The sequence below is a fragment of the Streptomyces sp. NPDC006463 genome (genome assembly GCF_042870715.1).
GTDB lineage: Bacteria > Actinomycetota > Actinomycetes > Streptomycetales > Streptomycetaceae > Streptomyces.
This window is the reverse complement of record NZ_JBIAHP010000007.1, coordinates 158,186-179,031: the sequence shown is the minus strand read 5'-3', so window position 1 is coordinate 179,031 and position 20,846 is coordinate 158,186. Positions and strand designations below refer to the sequence as shown.

The 20,846-nt window shown below is 71.7% G+C and carries 19 protein-coding genes and 1 tRNA gene; 14 read left to right on the top strand and 6 right to left on the bottom strand.

The features are described 5' to 3' along the window. Positions 1-157 precede the first annotated feature (157 nt). Positions 158-1,633 (bottom strand): potassium/proton antiporter, encoded by a 1,476-nt coding sequence (locus ACFYOB_RS15120; protein WP_388559897.1) that lies wholly within the window; start codon positions 1,631-1,633, stop codon positions 158-160. A gap of 306 nt (positions 1,634-1,939) precedes the next feature. Between ACFYOB_RS15120 and ACFYOB_RS15115 the strand changes: the two genes are divergently transcribed. Continuing rightward, positions 1,940-4,780 carry a penicillin acylase family protein gene (locus tag ACFYOB_RS15115; protein ID WP_388559895.1) on the top strand — a complete coding sequence of 947 codons (2,841 nt, stop codon included), beginning with the start codon at positions 1,940-1,942 and terminating at the stop codon, positions 4,778-4,780. On the opposite strand, the gene ACFYOB_RS15110 is transcribed toward ACFYOB_RS15115, so the two are convergent. Beyond that, the gene (locus ACFYOB_RS15110) at positions 4,764-5,384 is read right to left on the bottom strand and encodes a 5-formyltetrahydrofolate cyclo-ligase (RefSeq protein ID WP_388559892.1); all 621 of its coding nucleotides are present in this window, start codon (positions 5,382-5,384) and stop codon (positions 4,764-4,766) included. The genes ACFYOB_RS15115 and ACFYOB_RS15110 overlap by 17 nt on opposite strands. Before the next feature lie 95 nt (positions 5,385-5,479). Here ACFYOB_RS15110 and galU point away from each other — a divergent pair, with 95 nt between their 5' ends. The 7 genes from galU to ACFYOB_RS15075 all read left to right on the top strand — a co-directional run bounded on the left by galU (position 5,480) and on the right by ACFYOB_RS15075 (position 10,859). Then, the gene (gene galU, locus ACFYOB_RS15105) at positions 5,480-6,382 is read left to right on the top strand and encodes a UTP--glucose-1-phosphate uridylyltransferase GalU (RefSeq protein ID WP_376678232.1); all 903 of its coding nucleotides are present in this window, start codon (positions 5,480-5,482) and stop codon (positions 6,380-6,382) included. 4 nt (positions 6,383-6,386) lie between these two features. Next, positions 6,387-7,733, top strand: coding sequence for a gephyrin-like molybdotransferase Glp (glp, locus tag ACFYOB_RS15100; RefSeq protein WP_388559888.1), 1,347 nt, complete (start codon positions 6,387-6,389; stop codon positions 7,731-7,733). Between the two features lie 74 nt (positions 7,734-7,807). Continuing rightward, positions 7,808-8,287 carry a cyclic pyranopterin monophosphate synthase MoaC gene (moaC, locus tag ACFYOB_RS15095; protein ID WP_328926112.1) on the top strand — a complete coding sequence of 160 codons (480 nt, stop codon included), beginning with the start codon at positions 7,808-7,810 and terminating at the stop codon, positions 8,285-8,287. Positions 8,288-8,307: 20 nt separating this feature from the next. Then, positions 8,308-8,874 carry a molybdenum cofactor biosynthesis protein B gene (locus ACFYOB_RS15090; protein ID WP_388560235.1) on the top strand — a complete coding sequence of 189 codons (567 nt, stop codon included), beginning with the start codon at positions 8,308-8,310 and terminating at the stop codon, positions 8,872-8,874. Next, positions 8,871-9,491 (top strand): GNAT family N-acetyltransferase, encoded by a 621-nt coding sequence (locus ACFYOB_RS15085; RefSeq protein ID WP_388560233.1) that lies wholly within the window; start codon positions 8,871-8,873, stop codon positions 9,489-9,491. The genes ACFYOB_RS15090 and ACFYOB_RS15085 overlap by 4 nt, the downstream gene beginning before the upstream one ends. A gap of 177 nt (positions 9,492-9,668) precedes the next feature. Then, positions 9,669-10,706: a hypothetical protein gene (locus ACFYOB_RS15080; protein ID WP_388559885.1), complete on the top strand. Its 1,038-nt coding sequence runs from the start codon at positions 9,669-9,671 to the stop codon at positions 10,704-10,706. A gap of 79 nt (positions 10,707-10,785) precedes the next feature. After that, positions 10,786-10,859, top strand: a tRNA-Ala gene (locus tag ACFYOB_RS15075). 276 nt (positions 10,860-11,135) lie between these two features. Here the strand turns inward: ACFYOB_RS15075 and arsM are convergent. Then, positions 11,136-12,017: an arsenite methyltransferase gene (gene arsM, locus ACFYOB_RS15070; RefSeq protein ID WP_388559882.1), complete on the bottom strand. Its 882-nt coding sequence runs from the start codon at positions 12,015-12,017 to the stop codon at positions 11,136-11,138. Positions 12,018-12,128: 111 nt separating this feature from the next. On the opposite strand from arsM, the gene ACFYOB_RS15065 reads away from it, so the two are divergent. Next, entirely contained in the window at positions 12,129-12,503 is a 375-nt protein-coding gene (locus tag ACFYOB_RS15065; protein WP_388559879.1) for an ArsR/SmtB family transcription factor, read from the top strand. A gap of 317 nt (positions 12,504-12,820) precedes the next feature. Here ACFYOB_RS15065 and ACFYOB_RS15060 read toward each other — a convergent pair whose 3' ends face one another. Next, positions 12,821-13,807 carry an aldo/keto reductase gene (locus ACFYOB_RS15060; protein ID WP_388559876.1) on the bottom strand — a complete coding sequence of 329 codons (987 nt, stop codon included), beginning with the start codon at positions 13,805-13,807 and terminating at the stop codon, positions 12,821-12,823. A 75-nt stretch (positions 13,808-13,882) separates the two neighbouring features. Here ACFYOB_RS15060 and ACFYOB_RS15055 point away from each other — a divergent pair, with 75 nt between their 5' ends. Continuing rightward, entirely contained in the window at positions 13,883-15,223 is a 1,341-nt protein-coding gene (locus tag ACFYOB_RS15055) for a CoA transferase (protein WP_388559873.1), read from the top strand. Here ACFYOB_RS15055 and ACFYOB_RS15050 read toward each other — a convergent pair. Next, positions 15,220-15,723, bottom strand: coding sequence for a GNAT family N-acetyltransferase (locus ACFYOB_RS15050; RefSeq protein ID WP_388559870.1), 504 nt, complete (start codon positions 15,721-15,723; stop codon positions 15,220-15,222). The genes ACFYOB_RS15055 and ACFYOB_RS15050 overlap by 4 nt on opposite strands. Positions 15,724-15,761: 38 nt before the next feature. On the opposite strand from ACFYOB_RS15050, the gene ACFYOB_RS15045 reads away from it, so the two are divergent. After that, positions 15,762-16,565, top strand: coding sequence for an exodeoxyribonuclease III (locus ACFYOB_RS15045; RefSeq protein WP_388559867.1), 804 nt, complete (start codon positions 15,762-15,764; stop codon positions 16,563-16,565). Here the strand turns inward: ACFYOB_RS15045 and ACFYOB_RS15040 are convergent. Continuing rightward, entirely contained in the window at positions 16,547-17,236 is a 690-nt protein-coding gene (locus tag ACFYOB_RS15040; protein ID WP_388559864.1) for a MerR family transcriptional regulator, read from the bottom strand. The genes ACFYOB_RS15045 and ACFYOB_RS15040 overlap by 19 nt on opposite strands. Positions 17,237-17,395: 159 nt before the next feature. Here ACFYOB_RS15040 and ACFYOB_RS15035 point away from each other — a divergent pair, with 159 nt between their 5' ends. The 3 genes from ACFYOB_RS15035 to ACFYOB_RS15025 are packed head-to-tail and all read left to right on the top strand — an operon-like array spanning position 17,396 to position 20,792. Beyond that, complete coding sequence (locus ACFYOB_RS15035; RefSeq protein ID WP_388560231.1) at positions 17,396-18,970, top strand: flavin-containing monooxygenase; 1,575 nt, start codon at positions 17,396-17,398, stop codon at positions 18,968-18,970. Beyond that, a complete protein-coding gene (locus ACFYOB_RS15030; protein WP_388559861.1) occupies positions 18,967-19,902 on the top strand; it encodes an alpha/beta fold hydrolase in 936 nt (311 codons plus the stop codon). The genes ACFYOB_RS15035 and ACFYOB_RS15030 overlap by 4 nt, the downstream gene beginning before the upstream one ends. Then, positions 19,899-20,792: an SDR family oxidoreductase gene (locus ACFYOB_RS15025; RefSeq protein ID WP_388559858.1), complete on the top strand. Its 894-nt coding sequence runs from the start codon at positions 19,899-19,901 to the stop codon at positions 20,790-20,792. Before ACFYOB_RS15030 ends, ACFYOB_RS15025 begins: the two co-directional genes overlap by 4 nt. Positions 20,793-20,846 lie beyond the last annotated feature (54 nt).

The window sequence follows — 20,846 nt, the reverse complement described above, 5'->3', positions numbered from 1 at the left end:
TTACGGTGACAAGGTGTGTCTTCACCTGCGATTAACGGGAGCTTCGCCATTCAAGGCCCCTGTAAACAGGGGCAAAACAGTTCAGAGTCCACCGAAAATGGCCGAATTAGAGCGCCGCTCTAAACTGTTCCTGCATCGGAATGACTGATTCCGGGTGTCAGCTCCGGGATCGCGGAGGCCCGTCCCCGCCCGTCCCCAGCCACCCGGCCAGCTTTCCGCCCCGGGCCACCGCCCGCAGTCGCGCCTCGGCCGCGTCCCGCACCGGATCCGTGGCCACCACCAGCAGCTCGTCCCCGCGCCGCAGCACGGTCGACGGCATCGGTACGAAGCTCTTCGCGTCCCGGACCACCAGCGTGACCGAAGCCCCGGGCGGCAGCCGCAGCTCGCTGACCTCGACGCCGTGCATGCGCGAGGCAGGCGGGATCGCGAAGGAGAGGAGGTGTCCGCGCAGCTTCTCCAGCGGAGCCGACTCGATGCCGAGGTCGGAGGCGGTCTCCTCCGACTCCCCGAGCCTGAGCTTGCGCGCCAGCCAGGGCAGCGTCGGCCCCTGTATCAGGGTGTAGACGACGACGAGCACGAAGACGATGTTGAAGACGCGGTCGCTGCCCTCGATGCCGGACACCATCGGGATCGTCGCCAGGATGATGGGCACGGCGCCGCGCAGGCCCGCCCACGACATCAGGACCTGCTCCCGCCACGGAATCCGGAAGGGCAGCAGGCTGACGAAGACCTCCAGCGGCCGCGCCAGCATCGTCAGCACCAGCCCGATGACCACGGCGGGCCAGAAGTCGTTGACCAGCTCGTGCGGCGTGACCAGCAGGCCGAGCAGGACGAACATGCCGATCTGTGCGATCCAGCCGAGGCCGTCCGCGAACCCCCGGGTGGCAGGCCAGTGCGGGAGCTTCGCGTTGCCGAGCACCATCGCCGCCAGGTACACGGCGAGGAAGCCGGAGCCGTGCGCCAGCGCGCCGGCCGCGTACGCGGCCACGGCGATCGCCATCACGGCGATGGGGTAGAGGCCGGAGGCGGGCAGCGCCACGTGCCGCAGGCCGTAAGCGCCGAGGAAGCCCACGGTCAGGCCGATCGCGACGCCGATCGCCAGCTCAAGGGCGATCTTGCCGAGGAGGACGTACCAGTCGTCCACCGGTCCGACGGTGGTGGAGAAGGTCACGACGAGGATGACGACGGGTGCGTCGTTGAAGCCCGACTCCGCCTCCAGGACGCCCGTGATCCGGGAGGGGAGGGGGACCTTGCGCAGGACGGAGAAGACGGCAGCCGCGTCGGTCGACGAGACGACCGCGCCGATCAGCAGTGCCTGGCGCCATTCCAGTCCGACGAGGTAGTGCGCCCCCGCGGCCGTGACGCCCACGCTGACCGCGACGCCCACCAGCGACAGCACGATCGCGGCCGGCAGGGCCGGTTTGATCTCTTTCCACTTGGTGCCCAGACCACCCTCGGCGAGGATCACGACGAGTGCGGCATAGCCGATGACCTGGGTCAGCGCGGCGTTGTCGAATACGACGTGGCCGATGCCGTCCTGACCTATCGCGATGCCTATGCCGAGGTAGATGAGCAGGCTGGGGAGGCCGCTGCGTGAAGAGATGCGTACCGCCGCGACGGCGATGAGCAGCACGAGCGAGGAGACCAGCAGAAGCTCATTGAGCGTGTGGACAGTCAGCGGGCGGCCCTTTCCTCAAAGCCCGCCGGCGGATCGTTCCGCCGGTGGCATATTTCGGCAAGTACTTCGTTACCTTACCTAAACTTTGACGGAGTTTTTACGTGATAACCACATTGTGAAACGTGTGTTCGGCCCTGTCCTCGGATGCCGGTCCACGTCCCGCCGAATGCGGCTCTCCACCCGGCGGATCAACGAGTACGGTCCTGCGCCTATGGTTGCTCCCAGCACTCCCAGGACCACCCTGCCCCTCTAAGGACAGCGATGCCCGCCAACGAAACCGCTCCTCCCGTCAAGAAGAAGGGACGACGCGCCCGTCTGATCGTGCTCGTCCTGGTCCTGGCTCTCTTCGCGGGCCTCGGCTACGGGGCGTACTGGGGCGTCGACAGCGTGCGCGCCTCCTTCCCCCAGACCACCGGCTCCCTCAAGCTGCCGGCCCTCACCGGGACCGTCGAGGTCAAACGCGACGCCCACGGCATTCCCCAGCTCTACGCCGACAACGACGACGACCTCTTCCGCGCGCAGGGCTTCGTGCACGCGCAGGACCGGTTCTGGGAGATGGACGTACGCCGTCACATGACGTCGGGGCGGCTCTCGGAGATGTTCGGTTCCGGCCAGGTCGAGACCGACGCCTTCCTGCGCACGCTGGGCTGGCGCCAGGTCGCCCAGACCGAGTACGACAAGAAGCTCTCGGAAGAGACGAAGAAGAACCTCCAGGCGTACGCCGACGGGGTCAACGCGTACCTGAAGGGGAAGTCCGGCAAGGACCTCTCCGTGGAGCACGCCGCTCTGAGGCTCAGCGACGACTACCAGCCCGAGCAGTGGTCGCCGGTGGACTCGGTGGCCTGGCTCAAGGCGATGGCGTGGGACCTGCGCGGCAACATGCAGGACGAGATCGACCGCGCGCTGATGTCGAGCAAGCTCTCGCAGGCGCAGATCGACGAGCTCTACCCGCCGTACCCCTTCGACCGGAACAAGCCGATCGTCGAGGGCGGCAAGGTCGAGGGCGGCAAGTACGCGCCCCAGGGCCCCGGCGGCTCCGGTTCGACGGGCGCCGGCTCCGCCTCCGCCACGGGCTCCCAGGCCTCCACGGGAACGGGCACCGGCACCGGCAACGCCACCAGCACCGCGTCCGGCCTCGCCGACAACGCCACCGCCCAGGGCGCGACCGTGGGCCTGCGCACCCAGCTGACCTCCCTCGCCAAGACCCTGGACGAGATCCCCGCGATCCTCGGCCCCAACGGCAGCGGCATCGGATCGAACTCCTGGGTGATCTCCGGCCGCTACACGACCACCGGCAAGCCGCTGCTCGCGAACGACCCGCACCTGTCCCCGCAGCTGCCCTCGGTCTGGTACCAGATGGGCCTGCACTGCCGCACGGCCTCGCCCCAGTGCCAGTACGACGTGGCCGGCTACACCTTCTCGGGCATGCCCGGCGTGGTCATAGGCCACAACGCCGACATCGCCTGGGGCATGACCAACCTCGGCGCGGACGTCACCGACCTCTACCTGGAGCAGGTGAAGCCCGAGGGCTACGTCTACGACAACAGGGTCGTCCCCTTCGAGACCCGCGAAGAGGTCATCAAGGTCGCGGGCGGCGCCAGCAAGAAGATGACCGTCCGCACCACGAACAACGGCCCGCTGGTCTCCGACCGCAGCGACGACCTCGCCACGGTCGGCGCCCGCGCCCCGGTGGGCAGCTCGGCCCCCGACCGCGGCAACGGCTACGCCGTCGCCCTGCGCTGGACCGCCCTGGACCCGGGCAAGTCGATGGACGCGGTCTTCAAGCTGGACAAGGCCAAGGACTTCAAGTCCTTCCGGGAGGCCGCCGCGGACTTCGAGGTCCCCTCCCAGAACCTGATCTACGCCGACGGCAAGGGCAACATCGGCTACCAGGCGCCCGGCCGGATCCCGGTCCGGAGCCAGGGCGACGGCCGCATGCCGGCCCCCGGCTGGGACTCCAAGTACGCCTGGAAGGGCGGCAAGGACGGCAACGCCGGATACATCCCGCAGAACGAGATGCCCTGGGACTACAACCCGTCCCGCGGCTACATCGTCACCGCCAACCAGGCGGTCGTGGAGTCCGGCACCGGCGCGGGCAAGTACCCCTACATGCTGACCACCGACTGGGGCTACGGCGCCCGCAGCCAGCGGATCAACGACCTCATCGAGGCGAAGATCAAGGACAGCGGCAAGATCTCGACCGACGACATGCGGGCCATGCAGATGGACAACAGCAGCGAGATCGCCGCGCTGCTCACCCCGATGCTGGCCAAGATCGAGGTCTCCGACCCGGACGTGCGCTCCGCGCAGAAGCTCCTGGACGGATGGAACTACACCCAGGAGAACGACTCGGCGGCCGCCGCCTACTTCAACGCGGTCTGGCGCAACATCCTCAAGCTGGCCTTCGGCGACAAGATGCCCAAGGAGCTGCGGATCGAGGGCAGCTGCATGAACGTCCGCGCCGACAGCAGGGGGCCGGCCGACGAGCTCGCCGAAGTGGTCCGCGAATGCGGCACCCGCGGTCCCGACTCGGCGCAGCCGGACGGCGGCGACCGCTGGTTCGAGGTGGTCCGCCGCCTGGTCAAGGACGAGAAGTCGCAGTGGTGGTCCTCGCCCAAGAAGGGCTTCACCCAGCCGGCGACCGCCACCCGCGACGAGCTGTTCGCCCGGGCCATGCACGACGCCCGGTGGGAGCTGACCGCCAAGCTCGGCAAGGACCAGTCCACCTGGAGCTGGGGCCGGCTGCACCAGCTGACGCTGAAGAACCAGACCATCGGCACCGAGGGCCCCGGCTTCATGCAGTGGCTCCTCAACCGCGGCCCGTGGAACCTGGGCGGTGGCGAGGCCACCGTCAACGCGACGGGCTGGAACGCCTCCAGCGGCTACGGGGTCACCTGGGTGCCGTCGATGCGGATGGTCGTCAACCTCAACGACCTCGACAAGTCCCGCTGGATCAACCTGACGGGCGCCTCGGGCCACGCGTACAACGGCAACTACACGGACCAGACGACGATGTGGGCCAAGGGCGAACTGCTCGACTGGCCCTTCGGCAAGGACGCGGTCGACAAGGCCACGGTCGACACCCTCACGCTGAAGCCGTGAAACGGACCACCCCCGACGGGGTGGCCACCGCCTGAACGGGGTGGTCGTGCGGTTCCTCCGGGACCCGCGCGACCACCTCGTCGTCGTAGAGGAGCACGACCAGCGCCGGATCCGCCCCGGCGCGCTCCAGCCGCTCCAGGACCCGGTCGTACGAGCCCCCGCCGCGGCCCAGGCGCATCCCGCGCGCGTCCACCGCGAGCCCGGGCAGCAGTACGGCGTCGGCCGCCGTCACCGCGTCCGGCCCGAGCGCCGGTCCGGTCGGCTCCAGCAGCCGCATCTTTCCCGGGTGCGCGGCCTCGGCGAGGCTGCCCGGGCCCTCGTACGCCGCCCAGTCGAGGTCGTTGTCGGGCAGCAGCAGGGGGAGCAGCACCCGCTTGCCGGCCGCGCGCAGGGCGTCGAGCAGGGTGCGGGTGCCGGGCTCCGTGCCGACGGAGACGTACGCCGCGACCGTGCGGGCGTCGGCCAGTTCGGGCAGTTCCAGTGCGGTGTCGGCGAGCGCGGTGGCCGCCGTACGGCAGGTCTCGGGGGACAAGGCGCGGCGGGCGGCGAGGAGTTCTCGGCGCAGCTGCGCCTTGGCGGAGACGGGGCGCGGGTTCTCTGTCACAGGGGATTCAAATCTCGTCGTGAAATCGGCACATAAGTGGACCTACCTACTGTGATCTGGGCTGGCGTTCGGCGGGACCCACTATCGTTCGGGGCATGACTATGTTGCACCCCGTGATCAAGAAGGCCGTGATTCCGGCTGCGGGCCTCGGCACTCGCTTCCTTCCGGCGACCAAGGCGACCCCGAAGGAAATGCTCCCCGTAGTGGACAAGCCGGCCATCCAGTACGTGGTCGAGGAGGCCGTGGCGGCCGGGCTCGACGACATACTCATGATCACTGGGCGTAACAAGCGTGCGCTGGAAGACCACTTCGACCGGAACTACGAGCTGGAGTCGGCCCTCATCGCCAAGGGCGACGACGACCGGCTGAAGAAGGTCCAGGAATCCAGCGACCTGGCGACCATGCACTACGTCCGCCAGGGCGACCCGCGGGGCCTCGGCCACGCCGTCCTGTGCGCCGAGCCGCACGTCGGCCGCGAGCCCTTCGCCGTCCTGCTCGGCGACGACCTGATCGACCCGCGCGACCCGCTGCTGCGTCAGATGTCGGACATCTACGCCCGTACCGGCGGCACCGTCATCGCCCTCATGGAGGTGGACCCGGCCAGCGTCCACCTCTACGGCTGCGCCGCCGTCGAGGCCACCGACGAGGAAGACGTGGTCCGGATCACCGGCCTCGTCGAGAAGCCGGAGCCCGAGGACGCCCCCAGCAACTACGCGGTCATCGGACGTTACGTCCTCAACCCCGCGATCTTCGACATACTGCGGGAGACCGAGCCGGGCCGCGGTGGGGAGATCCAGCTCACCGACGCCCTGCAGAAGCTGGCCGCCGACGAGACCGTCGGCGGTCCGGTGCACGGCGTGGTCTTCCGGGGCCGCCGCTACGACACCGGTGACCGCGGCGACTACCTGCGGGCCATCGTCCGCCTCGCGTGCGAGCGTGAGGACCTGGGCCCGGAGTTCCGCACCTGGCTTCACCGTTACGTCACGGAGGAGATGTAGCACCTTGACCAGTTCCGCACCGCAGGACACCGGCCACCGTCTGTGGTCCGTGGACGAGCACCTCGCGGACGTCCTCGCCACCGTCCGGCCGCTGGAGCCCATCGAGCTCCAGCTGCTGGACGCCCAGGGCTGTGTCCTGGTCGAGGACGTCACCGTGCCCGTCGCCCTCCCGCCCTTCGACAACAGCTCCATGGACGGCTACGCCGTCCGTACGGCCGACGTCCAGGGTGCGAGCGAGGAGTTCCCCGCGGTGCTGACGGTCATCGGGGACGTCGCGGCGGGCAGCGGCGAGCTGCCCACCGTGGGCCCCGGCGAGGCCGCCCGCATCATGACCGGCGCCCCGCTGCCGCCCGGCGCCGAAGCCGTCGTACCGGTCGAATGGACCGACGGCGGTACGGGCGAGGGCGCGGCCTCCGGGATGACCCCGGCCAGCGCCGCCCCCGAGGGCGCGGGCGGCGAGGTGCGGGTGCACCGCGCGGCCGAGGCGCGGGCGCACGTCCGCTCGCGGGGCAGCGACGTACAGGCCGGCGACCTGGCCCTGGCGGCCGGCACGGTCCTCGGGCCGCCGCAGATCGCCCTGCTGGCCGCCATCGGACGCGGCACCGTACGGGTGCGGCCGCGCCCGCGCGTGGTCGTGCTGTCCACCGGCAGCGAGCTGGTCCAGCCGGGCGAGGCGCTGGCCGCCGGGACGATCTACGACTCCAACAGCTTCGCGCTGGCCGCGGCCGCGCGGGACGCCGGGGCCATCGCCTACCGGGTCGGGGCCGTCGCGGACGACGCCGACACCCTGCGCGCCACGATCGAGGACCAGCTGATCCGGGCCGACCTGCTGGTCACCACCGGCGGCGTCAGCGTCGGCGCGTACGACGTGGTCAAGGAGGCGCTGACCGCGGTGTCCGCGGGTGACGCGGCCGCCGAGGACATCGACGGCGGCGGGATCGACTTCCGCAAGCTCGCCATGCAGCCCGGCAAGCCGCAGGGCTTCGGCACCATCGGCCCGGACCACACCCCGCTGCTGGCGCTGCCCGGCAACCCGGTGTCCTCCTACGTCTCCTTCGAGCTGTTCGTGCGGCCCGCGATCCGGGCCCTCATGGGCCTGCCGGAGTCCGAGGTGGGCCGGCCGACCGTACGGGCGGTGCTCAAGGCCGACAAGGCGCTCGGCTCCCCGGCCGGACGCCGCCAGTTCCTGCGGGGCAAGTACGACGCGCAGGGCGGCACGGTCAGCCCGGTCGGCGGATCGGGCTCCCACCTGATCGCCGCGCTGGCCCACGCGGACTCGCTGATGGTCGTACCGGAGGACGTCACCTCGGTGGAGCCGGGGAGCGAGCTGGAAGTGGTCCTGCTCGGCTGAGGACCGGCGGGTGCGGGTAGCGTGTTGCATCACACAGGCCCCTCGGGGGCCCGGACGGAAGCGACGCGCAGAGTATGAGTACGCAGAGCAGGCTGACCCACATCGACGAGGCCGGCGCGGCCCGGATGGTCGACGTCTCGGAGAAGGACGTCACCACCCGGACGGCCCGCGCCAGCGGCCGCGTACTCGTCTCCCCCCGGGTGATCGAGCTGCTGCGCGGCGAGGGCGTCCCCAAGGGCGATGCCCTCGCCACCGCGCGGATCGCCGGGATCATGGGCGCGAAGAAGACCCCCGACCTGATCCCGCTCTGCCACCCGCTGGCGGTGTCGGGCGTGAAGGTCGACCTGTCGGTCGCCGACGACGCCGTCGAGATCCTCGCCACGGTGAAGACGACCGACCGCACGGGCGTGGAGATGGAGGCCCTGACCGCCGTCGCCGTCGCCGGGCTCACCGTGATCGACATGGTGAAGGCCGTCGACAAGGGCGCGGTCATCACGGACGTCCGGGTGGAGGAGAAGACCGGCGGCAAGTCCGGCGACTGGACGCGCTCGTGAACGCCCCGCGCGGCGGCGAGGTGCACAGCCACGTCCCCCCGGCGGCCGAGCCCTCCGCGGCCCCCACCCGCTCCGCGGCCCCCGCGCCGCGCGGCCTGGTGGTGACGGCCTCGAACCGGGCCTCGCAGGGCGTGTACGCCGACAAGGGCGGCCCGCTGCTGGCCCAGGCGCTGGAGAAGCTCGGTTTCGCGGTGGACGGCCCCCGGGTCGTCCCCGACGGGGATCCCGTCGGGCAGGCGCTGCGCGAGGGCGTGGCAGCCGGGTACGACGTCATCCTGACCACGGGCGGGACCGGCATCTCGCCGACCGACCGGACCCCGGAGGCCACCGCGGAGGTGCTGGACTACGAGATCCCGGGCATCCCGCAGGCCATCCGCGCCGAAGGGCTGGCGAAGGTGCCGACCGCGGCCCTGTCCCGGGGAATGGCGGGCGTGGCCGGACGCACGCTGATCGTCAACCTGCCGGGCTCGACGGGCGGCGTGCGCGACGGCCTCGCCGTCCTGTCCCGAATCCTGCCGCACGCCGTGGAGCAGATCCGCGGCGGCGACCACCCCAGACCGGCGGACGCCCCCGGGAGCGCGAGCTGAACGGCCCCTCCTGGCCGGCGGTCCTGACGGACGGCGACGTCACGCTCCGGCCGATAAAACTGCGGGACCAGAAGGCCTGGCGGGAGGCCAACCGGCGCAATCGCGACTGGCTGCGGCCGTGGGAGGCGACGATTCCGCCGCCCGCGCCGTGGGGTCCGGTGATCCAGCGGCCGACGTACCGCCAGATGGTCCGCCACCTGCGGGCGGAGGCGAACGCGGGCCGGATGCTGCCCTTCGTCATCGAGTACCAGGGCCGGCTCGTCGGACAGCTGACGGTCGCCGGGATCACCTGGGGCTCGATGTGCGCCGGCCACATCGGCTACTGGGTGGACCGCGACGTGGCGGGCCGCGGCGTGATGCCGACGGCGGTCGCCCTCGCGATCGACCACTGCTTCGGGAAGGTCGGACTGCACCGGATCGAGGTGTGCATCCGCCCGGAGAACAAGCCGAGCCGGCGGGTCGTGGAGAAGCTGGGCCTGCGCGAGGAGGGACTGCGGCCCCGCTACCTGCACATCGACGGGGCATGGCGCGACCACCTCGTGTACGCGGTCACGGTGGAGGAGGTGCCGGACGGCCTGCTGCGCCGCTGGCACCGGATCCGGCAGTCGCAGAAATGACCGTGCCCGCCCGAAACCATATGCGAATATCTGTTCGAATTTATGCAGGCACGGAACCGATTCGCCCATAACCTGATCCGAAGAATCACAAAAAAAGTCCGTGATATCAGCGAGATCGCGCGACACACCGGCCCAATTGGCCGATCCCCTCGCCCGCGTCCCTCTACGGTGTGAGGTGTGAGCAGCAGCGGCCTCATCTACGCAGTCATTGTCGGGGCCTGGGCCGCCTACTTGGTGCCCATGTGGCTCCGGAGGCAGGACGAGCTGAACGAAGCTCGTCCGACGGAACGCTTCTCCACTGCCATTCGGCTGCTTTCCGGCCGGGCGGGAATGGAGCGCCGTTACGCCAAGGGGCTGCGTGAGCGCGGTGACGAGCAGGCGGGGCCCCAGCCCCACGCGGACCCGGACGCCGCGACGGAAACGGTGAATTCCGTGGACGCCGACGCCCGGGCCGTCGTCGTGCCCCCGACCAGGGCGGAGTCGAGACCGGCCACCGTCGAGCGGGAGCACCGCGCGGAGCGGGCCCGGCGCGAACAGCGCCTCCAGGTCCTCGCGCGCCGTCGGCGTACGACCGCGCTCCTCTTCCTCGTCTTCACCCTCGGCGCGGTCGTCGCCGCGGTGGGCGGGCTGCGTTTCCTGTGGGCCCCCGCGGTGCCCGCCCTGCTGCTGAGCAGCTACATCGTCCACCTGCGGGTGCAGGAGCGGCGGCGCTACGAGTTCACGATGGACCGGCGGCGCGCCGAGGCGGCCGCGCGTCACCTGCGGGAGAACCGCCCGCGCCGCCGCCACCCCGAGGACACCTCCACCGCGGACACCGAACCGGACCCCGCGCCACCGGTCTCCCCGCAGGAAGCCGGACGCCGCGCTCTGGTCGAGCAGACCGACCACGCCGAGTGGGTGGACCAGCAGCGCGAGCGCGAACGCGGCCCCGCCCGCGGTGACAGCTGGGAGCCGGTCCCGGTCCCGCTGCCCACGTACGTGACGGCCCCGGTCGCCCCGCGCGCCACGGGCCCGGCGTCCCCGGACGCGTGGAGTTCGACCCGTTCCAGCACGGCCGAGCCGACGGAGCCGCGCTTGCGCGCCCAGCCCGCGGCCCCCAAGCCGGAGCCGAAGACCCCGAGCACTCCGCACCCGCGCGCCAGCCGCGAGCGCGGCCGTACCCCGCTCTTCGACCAGTACGAGAGCGACGGCCGGCCGCGGGCCGCGAACGAGTGATCCGTGACCTGCGCGGACGCTCCCCGCATACCGGTTTTGGAGCACCCGCGCGGGGATGCTAATGTTTCACACGTCGCAAGGGCCTGTGGCGCAGTCTGGTAGCGCACCTCGTTCGCATCGAGGGGGTCTGGGGTTCAAATCCCCACAGGTCCACAGACGACAGTTCTTGAGTAGCTCTCAAGGATCGTCACGAGATCCCGTCCGGTCGAAAGACCGGGCGGGATCTCGGCGTTTGCGGGGTGAGTTCGGGGGGTGTCCGAACGCGGGCGGGGCTTCGGGCGGTTGGCCGGTAGACGATCGGCCGGGTGTGTGAGACGCCTCAGGTCGCTGAGCGGTCAAGTCGAGGCCGAACCAACGGTGTTCAGCCAACTGGACCCGGCCCGGCGGGGCTGGGCCGTGGAAGGGACTCCCAGGCCGCCGGCTGCGGACTCAGCTCCCGCAGCCGCACCCCGCCGCGGCCTTTGCCTCGCTGACGGTGGTGCCCGGGGTGACAGCTTCCTCGGCCGGAGTGCAGCAGGTGGTGACCCCGCAGCAGGCGTCGGCGGCCGGTGCGGGTGGTGCGGTGGCGGGCTTGACGGCCCGGACGATGGCGGAGTGCATGCCGTCGGCGACGTGATGGGTCGCGGTGATCTCGACATCGGTGAACCCGGCGGCCTCCAGCCCACGGCGGTACTCGGCGAAGGAGAGGGCGCCGGCGATGCAGCCGACGTGGTCCCCGCGCTCGGCCCGCTCCTCGGAGGTCAGGCCGTCCTCGGCGACGACGTCGGAGACCCCGATACGGCCGCCCGGCTTGAGGACGCGGAAGGTCTCGGCGAAGACCGCCGGCTTGTCGGTGGACAGGTTGATCACGCAGTTCGAGATCACCACGTCGATCGTGGCGGCGGGCAGCGGGATCGCCTCGATGGTGCCCTTGAGGAACTCCACGTTCGTCGCTCCGGCCTTGGCGGCGTTGGCGAGGGCCAGGGCGAGCATCTCCTCGGTCATGTCCAGGCCGTACGCCTTGCCGGTGGGGCCCACGCGGCGGGCGGAGAGGAGCACGTCGATGCCGCCGCCGGAGCCAAGGTCCAGGACGTGCTCGCCCTCGTTCAGGTCGGCGACTGCGGTGGGGTTGCCGCAGCCCAGGGAGGTGGCGACGGCCTCGGCCGGCAGAGTCTCGCGCTCGTCGGCGGCGTAGAGGGTCGAGCCGAAGTTCTCGTCGACCTCGACCGGCTCGGGCCCGCAGCAAGCGGTGCCTCCCTCTCTGACCTTCACGGCCGCCGCGGCGTAGCGGCGGCGGACGGTCTCACGCAGGTCGATGGACTGCTCGCTCATGACGATGACTCCCAACGGAAGGAGGCCCTAATCGGCGGGGCCCGAACAGGTTGCATTGATGTTTCTCTATACAACCTTGCGCCTTGGATCGAAGAACGTCAACATAGAGCCATGTCGAAACGAGAACTTGTGGTGCTCGGCCAGGACGCCGACGGCTGCTGCGGCCGGCTGGCGGCAGCCCCGCTGGACGAGGACCGGGCGGCCGAGCTGGCGAAGGTGTTCAAGGCCCTGGGTGACCCGGTTCGGCTGCGACTGCTGTCGATGATCGCTTCCCGGGACGGGGGCGAGGTCTGCGTGTGCGAGCTGACCCCCGCCTTCGAGCTGTCCCAGCCGACGATCTCCCACCACCTCAAGCTGCTGCGGCAGGCCGGCCTCGTGGACTGCGAACGTCGCGGGACCTGGGTCTACTACTGGGTCCTGCCCGCAGCCCTGGAACGGCTCGCCGCCGTCCTGAAGACCCCGCCGGCCGCCGGGGTGGCCGGGTGACCGCCCGCCCGGTGCCGCTGGCCGCCGTGCGGCCGCGGAGGCGCTCGGGACCGCGGTGCTGGTGGCGGTCGTGGTCGGCTCCGGCCTCCAGGCCGCCGAGCTGTCCAAGGACGTCGGCATCCAGCTGATGGCCAACTGCCTGGCGACCGTGCTCGGGCTCGGCGTGCTGATCGCGTTCGCGGCCCGCTCAGCGAACTCGCCGGGTAGTACTCGCGCAGCACGGGCTGACCGCGAACACCGGCTCCTGGCGGACCGCGCGAACAGACGAGGGGCCCGGCCGATCAGGATCGGCCGGGCCCTCGGTGTCGGGTCGGGCGTCAGTTCACCGAGTCGAGCGTGGCGCGCTGATCCGCCGTCAGTTCGAGCTCCACCGCGCCCAGGCTCTCCTCCAGCTGGGCCACCGAGGAGGCGCCGACCAGCGGGAGCACCGGGATGTCGCCGCCCATCAGCCAGGACAGGACGACCTGGTTGACGGTGGCGCCGGTCTCGGCGGCGACCTCGCGGACCGCGCGCAGGCGGGGCTCGGTGCCCGCGTGCTCGAAGCCGGGGCCGAGCGGCTTGTCGTCGCGTACGTAGGCGCCCGCGATCAGCGGGGAGTACGAGACCTGCGTGAGCGACGGGTTGTCCCGGAGGTAGCTGAGCAGGTCGCCGCTGACCAGGCCCTGGTTGCCGTCGGGCGAGCGCAGGCTGGGGATGTCGGTGCGCTGGCGCAGGTAGCTGTGGTGGTGCTGGAGCACCTCGTAGCCCGGTACGCCGGCCGCGGCGGCCAGCGTACGGGCGCGCTCCACGCGCCAGGCCCAGTGGTTGCTCGCGCCGAGCAGGCCGGCCGTGCCGTCCGCGACGACTTCGGCGAAGCCCCGGACGGTCTCCTCCAGCGGGGTGTTCTCGTCCATGATGTGCGCGTACAGCAGGTGGATGCGCTCGATGCCGAGTCGCTCGCGGCTGCGCTCCGCGGACTCGCGGATGACCTTGGCGGACAGGCCCTCCACGTCGAGGCTGAAGCCGCTGGTCGGGTGGTTGGGGCGGGCGCCGAGCTTGGTGGCGACGGTGATCTCGTCGCCGACGCCGCGGCTGCGCAGCCAGCGGCCGACGAGTTCCTCGCTCTCGCCGCCCTGCGTGCCGTTCACCCAGAAGGCGTAGTTGTTGGAGGTGTCGATGAAGGTGCCGCCCGCCTCCGCGAAGCGGTCGAGGATCGCGTACGAGGTGGCCTCGTCGACGGTGGTGCCGAAGGTCATGGTGCCGAGGCTAAGGACGCTCACTTCGCGGCGCGTTCCGGGCGCCGAGCCGATGACGCGGTATTTCACGGTGGTGCCTTTCGAGAACGGGATCCGCACAACCTATCGAATTTGCTGGGGTGTTGAGTGGGTTGAATGGCCCCCATGACGATCACAAGTGGGTGGGACGGCGCGACGGCGCAGGCGTGGGTCGCTCTCGGCGGGGCACCGGAGCTCGCCGGGCGGGTGCGGTACCGCGGGGCGCCGGGGCTGGGGCAGGGGTCGCTGCCCGTACGGGAGCTGGCGCGGGCCACGGTCGGGGCGTGCGCGCTGGCCGCGGCGGAGCTGGCCGCCGTACGGGCCGGGGGCGGGGCCGCCGACGCGGCTCCGCCCGTCGTGGACGAGGGCGCCGTCGCGACGGCCTTCGTCAGCGAGCGGCACCTGCGGGTGCGGGGGCGCGAGCCGGTGAGCTTCGCACCCCTGTCCGGTTTCTGGCGGGCGGCCGACGGCTGGGTGCGCACCCACGCCAACTATCCGCACCACGAGGCCGCGCTGGTACGTGCGCTGCGGCTGCCGTCCGCGACGCCGGAGGCGGTACGGGCCGCCGTGGCGGGCCTGGCCGCCGCCGAGGTGCAGGAACGCGTGTACGGGGAGGGCGGCCTCGCGGTGGCCGTGGCGCGGGAGTACGGGGACCCGCGGCCGCTGGTCGAGGCCGCGGGGGAATCCGGGGCGCCGGGCCGGACACTGGGTCCGGCCCCCGCGGGGCTGCCCGCGGCCGGGGTGCGGGTGCTGGACCTGACCCGGGTGATCGCGGGGCCGGTGGCGACGCGCACGCTCGGGCTGCTGGGCGCGGACGTGCTCCGGATCGACTCGCCGGGGCTGCCGGAGGCGGCCGACGCGTACGCGGACACCGGATTCGGCAAGCGGTCGGTGCTGCTGGACCTGGCGGCCACGGCGGACCGGGCCGTGTTCGAGGGGCTGCTGGCCGAGGCGGACGTGGTGGTGACGGGCTACCGGCCGGGGGCTCTGGAGCGGTACGGGCTCGGGGCGGCGCAGCTGCTTGAGCGGAGGCCCGGGCTGGTGGTGGCCCAGCTGTGCGCGTGGGGCTGGGACGGGCCGTGGGCCGCCCGGCGGGGGTTCGACTCGCTGGTCCAGGCGGGCTACGGGATCGCCGCCCGGTACGCCGGTCCGGACGGCGTACCGGGGGTGCTGCCGGCGCAGGCGCTCGACCACGGCACGGGGTACCTGGTGGCGGCCGGGGTGCTGAGGGCGCTGGCGGAAGGGCGCGGGCGCGCGCTGCGGTTCTCGCTGGCGGGAACGGCGTCGTGGCTGGTCCGAGACGTCCCGGCAGCCGGGCCCGGCGCACCGGGCTACTCGGCGCGGCCGTGGCTGCGTGAAACGGACTCGGGATACGGACCGCTCCGGTACGCCGCCAGTCCCTTCGGGGACTGGGCGGCGGGGCCGTCCCGCTGGGGCACGGATCGCGCCGTCTGGCTCACGCCCTAGCCCAGGCCGTGGAGCGGCTTCGTCATGCAGCGGCTGGAGTCGTGGAAGCGGTAGTGGCCGAACTTGGCGGACAGGGCGTAGCCGGACGACAGGTAGAGGGCGATCGCCTCCGGCTGCTGGTCGCCCGTTTCCAGGACCATCCGGGTACGGCCCGCCGCGCGGGCGTCGTCCTCCAGGACCGCCAGGATCCGGCGGGCCAGGCCCAGGCCGCGGGCCTCAGGTATGACGTACATGCGCTTCAGCTCGGCGTCGCCGTCCGAGTAGCCCTCGTCGTTCAGCTCCTGGCTGCGCCACCCGCCGCTGGCGACCGGCGCGCCCGCGGCGTCGTACGCCAGGAGGTAGAGGCCCTGCGGCGGGGCGAACATGGCGGGGTCGAGGAAGGTGGCGTCGCCCTCACCGTCGTTGTAGCGCGCCTGGTACTCCAGCTGGACCTGGCCATCGAGCTTGACCGCATCCGGATGGTCGTACGGCACCACGCGGAGGTTTATACCGTGAGACATTCGAATATCGTACGGAACCATCCCGCTAAGGTGCAGGGATGCTCACCGTGACCTCCGTGAATGTGAATGGGATCCGCGCCGCCGCCAAGAAGGGCTTCGGGGCGTGGCTCGAAGGCTCAGACGCCGATGTGGTCTGCCTTCAGGAGGTACGGGCCGAGGAGGGGCAGATTCCGCAGGAGGTCCGGACTCCCGCGGGCTGGCACACCGTGTTCGCGCCGGCCGCCGCCAAGGGACGGGCCGGGGTCGCGCTGTACACGCGCCGCGCGCCCGAGCGGGTGCAGGTCGGATTCGGGAGTGACGAGTTCGACACCGGCGGGCGGTACCTGGAGATCGATCTGCCCGGTGTGACGGTCGCCAGCCTCTACCTGCCCTCCGGCGAGGCCGGGACCGAGAAGCAGGACCAGAAGTACCGGTTCATGGCGGAGTTCCACAGCTACCTCCAGGCGCTGAAGGTGCGGGCCGCCGCGGACGGGCGCGAGGTCGTGGTCTGCGGTGACTGGAACATCTGCCACCAGGAAGCCGACCTCAAGAACTGGAAGACCAACCGGAAGAACGCGGGCTTCCTCCCCGAGGAGCGGGAGTGGCTGGGGAAGGTGTACAGCGACGCCGGCTATGTCGACGTCGTGCGCGCGCTGCACCCCGACACGGAGGGCCCGTACTCCTGGTGGTCCTACCGCGGGCGGGCCTTCGACAACGACGCCGGCTGGCGCATCGACCTCCAGGTCGCGACGCCCGGGCTGGCCGCGAAGGCGGTGAAGGCGTTCGTCGAGCGCGCCGAGACGCACCCCGAGCGCTGGTCCGACCACGCGCCCGTGACCGTCGTCTACGAGCTGGGTGTGTGACCGGATCCGGACGCCAGGAGGCGGTCCATCGCCATCGCCAGTTCCGCCTCGACCACGCTCTTGGCCAGCGGGCGCAGGCGCGGGAGGGCGTCCTGCGAGAGGTGGACCGTGATCAGCTCGGTGAACAGGGCCGCCATCGCGTCCGCGTGCTCGCGGACGCGGCGGCCCGTCTCCAGGACGGCCGAGAGCGGGACGCCCTCGCGGACCAGGGCCGAGGAGACGTCCAGCAGGCGCCGACTGACGTGCACGATCTCGTCGCCGTCGGTGGCGAGGTAGCCGAGGTCGAGCGAGGCCGCCAGGTTCTCCGGGGTGACCTCGCCCTCGAAGTAGTCGGCCAGCGCCTCCGGGGTCAGCCGGACCGGGGTCTCCTGCGACCAGCCGATGCCGAGCAGCTCCCCGAGCTGGCTGACGTCGCGGCCGCTCTCGAAGGCGGCGGTCAGCTCCGCGATGCCGCCGAGGGTGTGGCCGCGCTCCAGCAGGGCGGCGATGGTGCGCAGCCGGGCCAGGTGGTGGTCGTCGTACCAGGCGATGCGGCCCTCGCGGCGCGGTGGCGGCAGGAGCTTGCGCTCGCGGTAGAAGCGCAGGGTGCGGACGGGGATGCCGGCCGCTTCGGCCAGTTCCTCCGTGCGGTACTCGCGCACTGTCTTCGCTTCCGTCTCTTCCTTCGCCACAGCCGCAGCCTATGGCGTACCGGCAGTAACTTTCCGGGCGTGACCCCTACCCATGAGTACGGGGCTGCTCTACTCTCCCGATTGTGCCAGTGATTGCTGGCAGCGTTGTGGGCGCGGATACGGAAGGCGGCGGGCATGGGCGGCATGGACGGCAGTGACATCGCGCAACGTGAGCACGTACGCGTGGCGGTGATCGGGTCCGGATTCGGCGGGCTCGGCGCGGCCGTGCGGCTGCGACGCGAGGGGATCACCGACTTCGTCGTACTGGAGCGGGCCGACTCGGTCGGCGGGACCTGGCGCGACAACAGCTACCCCGGGTGCGCCTGCGACGTCCCCTCCCACCTGTACTCCTTCTCCTTCGCGCCCAATCCCGACTGGCCCCGGACCTTCTCGGGGCAGCCGACCATCCGCGCCTACCTGGAGCACGTCGCCGACACCTTCGGCCTGCGCCCGCACATCCGCCTCGACTCCGAGGTCTTGACGATGCGCTGGGACGCGGACGCGCTGCGCTGGGAGATCGAGACCTCCGCCGGTGCGCTCACCGCCGACGTGGTGGTGTCGGCGACCGGGCCGCTGTCCGACCCGAAGATGCCGGAGATCCCCGGGCTCGCCGAGTTCCCCGGCAAGGTCTTCCACTCCGCACGCTGGGACCACGACTACGACCTCCGCGGCAAGCGCGTCGCCATGATCGGTACGGGTGCCTCCGCCATCCAGATCGTGCCGGCCATCGCCCCCGAGGTGCAGCGCCTCACCCTCTTCCAGCGGACCCCGCCGTGGGTCCTGCCGCGCTCCGACCGGGCCATCACCGCCGCCGAGCGCTGGCTGCACCGCCAGCTGCCCTTCACCCGTGCGGCGCGGCGCGGGCTGCTGTGGGGGATCCGGGAGCTCCAGGTCAGCGCCTTCTGCAAGCGGCCGAACCAGCTCGGACCCGTCGAGGCGCTCGCCAAGGCCAACATGGCCCGCTCGATCAAGGACCCGGCGCTGCGCGCCAAGCTGACCCCCTCGTACCGGATCGGCTGCAAGCGGATCCTGCTCTCCAGCGAGTACTACCCGGCCCTGGCCAGGCCCGACGTGGACCTGGTCGCCTCCGGGCTGAAGGAGATCCGCGGCTCGGTCCTGGTCGCCGCGGACGGGACCAAGACCGAGGTCGACGCGATCATCTTCGGCACCGGCTTCCACGTCACGGACATGCCGATCGCCGACCGGGTGGTGGGCGCGGAGGGCATGACCCTCGCGGACGTGTGGAAGGACGGGATGCAGGCGCTGCGCGGGGCCACCGCGGCCGGCTTCCCCAACTGGATGACGATCATCGGCCCGAACACCGGGCTCGGGAACAGCTCGATGATCCTGATGATCGAGTCGCAGCTCAACTACATGGCCGATTACCTGCGACAGCTCGCCCTCCTCGATGGAGGCGGCCTCGGAGGGCGGGCCGCGCTCGCGGCCAGGCCGTCCGCCGTCAACAAGTGGAACCGGAACGTGCAGGCCCGGATGGAGCGCACCGTGTGGAACACCGGCGGCTGCACCAGCTGGTACCTGGACGCCCAGGGCCGCAACACCACCGTCTGGCCCGGCACGACCGGCGAGTTCCGCAAGGAGACGAGGACCGTCGACCTGTCGGAGTACGAGGTCCTGCGCATCCGGGAGCGCGAGCCCGTCCCGGCCGCCGCGAGGGCAGCCGGGGCAACCGCCGAAGTCACCGCCGAAGTCACCGCCGAGGAGAGCGCCGCGTGAGCAGCCCGCCGCACGTCACCACCGGTCGGTACGCGCCCCCGGTCGCGCGCCGCGAGTTCGCCTCCGTCTCCGTCGACGGGGCCCGGCTGCACGTCGAGGTCCACGGGGACGAGGGCGCGCCGGCCGTGGTGCTGGCGCACGGCTGGACCTGCTCCACCGCGTTCTGGGCCGCCCAGATACGGGAACTGGCCAAGGACCACCGGGTCATCGCCTACGACCAGCGCGGCCACGGGCGCAGCCCCGCCGCCCGGGAGCACAGCACCACCGCCCTCGCCGACGACCTGGTCGCCGTACTCGAAGCGGCCCTCGCCCCGGGGGAGCGGGCGGTCGTCGCCGGGCACTCCATGGGCGGCATGACGATCATGGCGGCCGCAGCCCGCCCGGAGTTCGCCGAACGTGTCGCGGCCGCGCTGCTGTGCAGCACCGGCAGCGCCCGGCTGGTCGCGGAGGCGCGCGTCGTTCCCCTGCGCCCCGGGAGCGTGCGGTCGCGTATCACCGGCGCGGTCCTCGGCTCCCGCGCCCCGCTCGGGCCCGTCACGCCCGTCGCGAAGAAGGTCCTCAAGTACGCGACCATGGGCGCCGGTTCCGCGCCCGACAAGGTCGAGGCGTGCGCCCGTATCGTGCACGCCTGCCCCACCGCGGTCCGCCGCGCGTGGTCCCAGGTACTGGCCGGACTGGACCTGGACGCCGACGTGGCCCGGCTCACCGTCCCCACCGCCGTCATCGGCGGCAAGGACGACCGGCTCACGCCCGTCGTGCACGCCCGCGGGCTCGCGGCCGCGCTCCCGCACTGCGTGGGGCTCACCGAGCTCACCGGCATGGGGCACATGACACCGATCGAGGCCCCGGAGGCCGTCACCGAAGCCGTGCGCGAGCTGGCCACGCTGTATCTCGCCGCGCCGAACACCACCGAGAAGGAGAAGACGCCGTGAGCGCTCGCAGGAGTCTGGAAGGCCAGGTCGCCGTCGTCACCGGCGCCGCCCGCGGGGTCGGCGAACTGCTCGCCCGCAAACTCTCCGCGCGCGGCGCGAAGATCGCCCTCGTCGGCCTGGAGCCGGAGGCCCTCAAGGAGGTCTCCGAGCGGCTGCACACCGACAGCGAACACTGGTACGCCGACGTCACCGACCACGAGGCCATGGCCCGGGTCGCGCAGGAGGTCAAGCAGCGCTTCGGCAAGGTCGACATCGTCGTCGCCAACGCGGGCGTGGCCTCCGGCGGGCCGTTCGCCGACTCCGACCCCGACGCCTGGCGCCGGGTGATCGAGGTCAACCTCATCGGCGGGGCGGTGACCGCCCGGGCCTTCCTGCCCGTCCTGACCGAGAGCCGCGGCTACTTCCTGCAGATCGCGTCGCTCGCCGCGATCACGCCGGCGCCGATGATGACCGCCTACTGCGCCTCCAAGTCCGGCGTCGAGGCCTTCGCCCACTGCCTGCGCGCCGAGGTCGGCTACAAGGGCGTCAAGGTCGGCGTCGGCTACCTCTCCTGGACCGACACCGACATGGTGCGCGGCGCCGACCGGGACGAGGTCATGCGGGAGCTGCGCCAGCGGCTGCCGTGGCCCTCGAACCGCACGTACCCGCTGGGCCCGGCCGTCGACCGGATCGTCGCGGGCATCGAGCGGCGCTCGGCGCATGTGTACGCGCAGTGGTGGCTGCGCGGGATGCAGGGCGTGCGCGGCTACCTGCCGGGGATCATCGGGGCCGTCGGGCAGCGCGAGATGAAGCGGTTCGAGCCGCGGCTGGCCGGTGTCTCCAAGGGACTTGTGGGGGCGGGCGGGGCCGCGGACGAGCAGGCGCGCACCGGGGGCACCTCCGCGCGGTAGCTGGGAGTGACTGATCGAAATGCGTGCCGTGTTCCCTCGTGCAAGTCTGGTCGA

Bases quoted from the DNA above. Each gene is read 5' to 3' on its own strand.
- ACFYOB_RS15115 (WP_388559895.1), top strand. From the start codon at position 1,940: ATGCCCGCCAACGAAACCGCTCCTCCCGTCAAGAAGAAGGGACGACGC.
- ACFYOB_RS15045 (WP_388559867.1), top strand. From the start codon at position 15,762: ATGCTCACCGTGACCTCCGTGAATGTGAATGGGATCCGCGCCGCCGCC.
- arsM (WP_388559882.1), bottom strand. From the start codon at position 12,017: ATGAGCGAGCAGTCCATCGACCTGCGTGAGACCGTCCGCCGCCGCTAC.
- moaC (WP_328926112.1), top strand. From the start codon at position 7,808: ATGAGTACGCAGAGCAGGCTGACCCACATCGACGAGGCCGGCGCGGCC.
- galU (WP_376678232.1), top strand. From the start codon at position 5,480: ATGACTATGTTGCACCCCGTGATCAAGAAGGCCGTGATTCCGGCTGCG.
- ACFYOB_RS15065 (WP_388559879.1), top strand. From the start codon at position 12,129: ATGTCGAAACGAGAACTTGTGGTGCTCGGCCAGGACGCCGACGGCTGC.
- ACFYOB_RS15050 (WP_388559870.1), bottom strand. From the start codon at position 15,723: ATGTCTCACGGTATAAACCTCCGCGTGGTGCCGTACGACCATCCGGAT.
- ACFYOB_RS15055 (WP_388559873.1), top strand. From the start codon at position 13,883: ATGACGATCACAAGTGGGTGGGACGGCGCGACGGCGCAGGCGTGGGTC.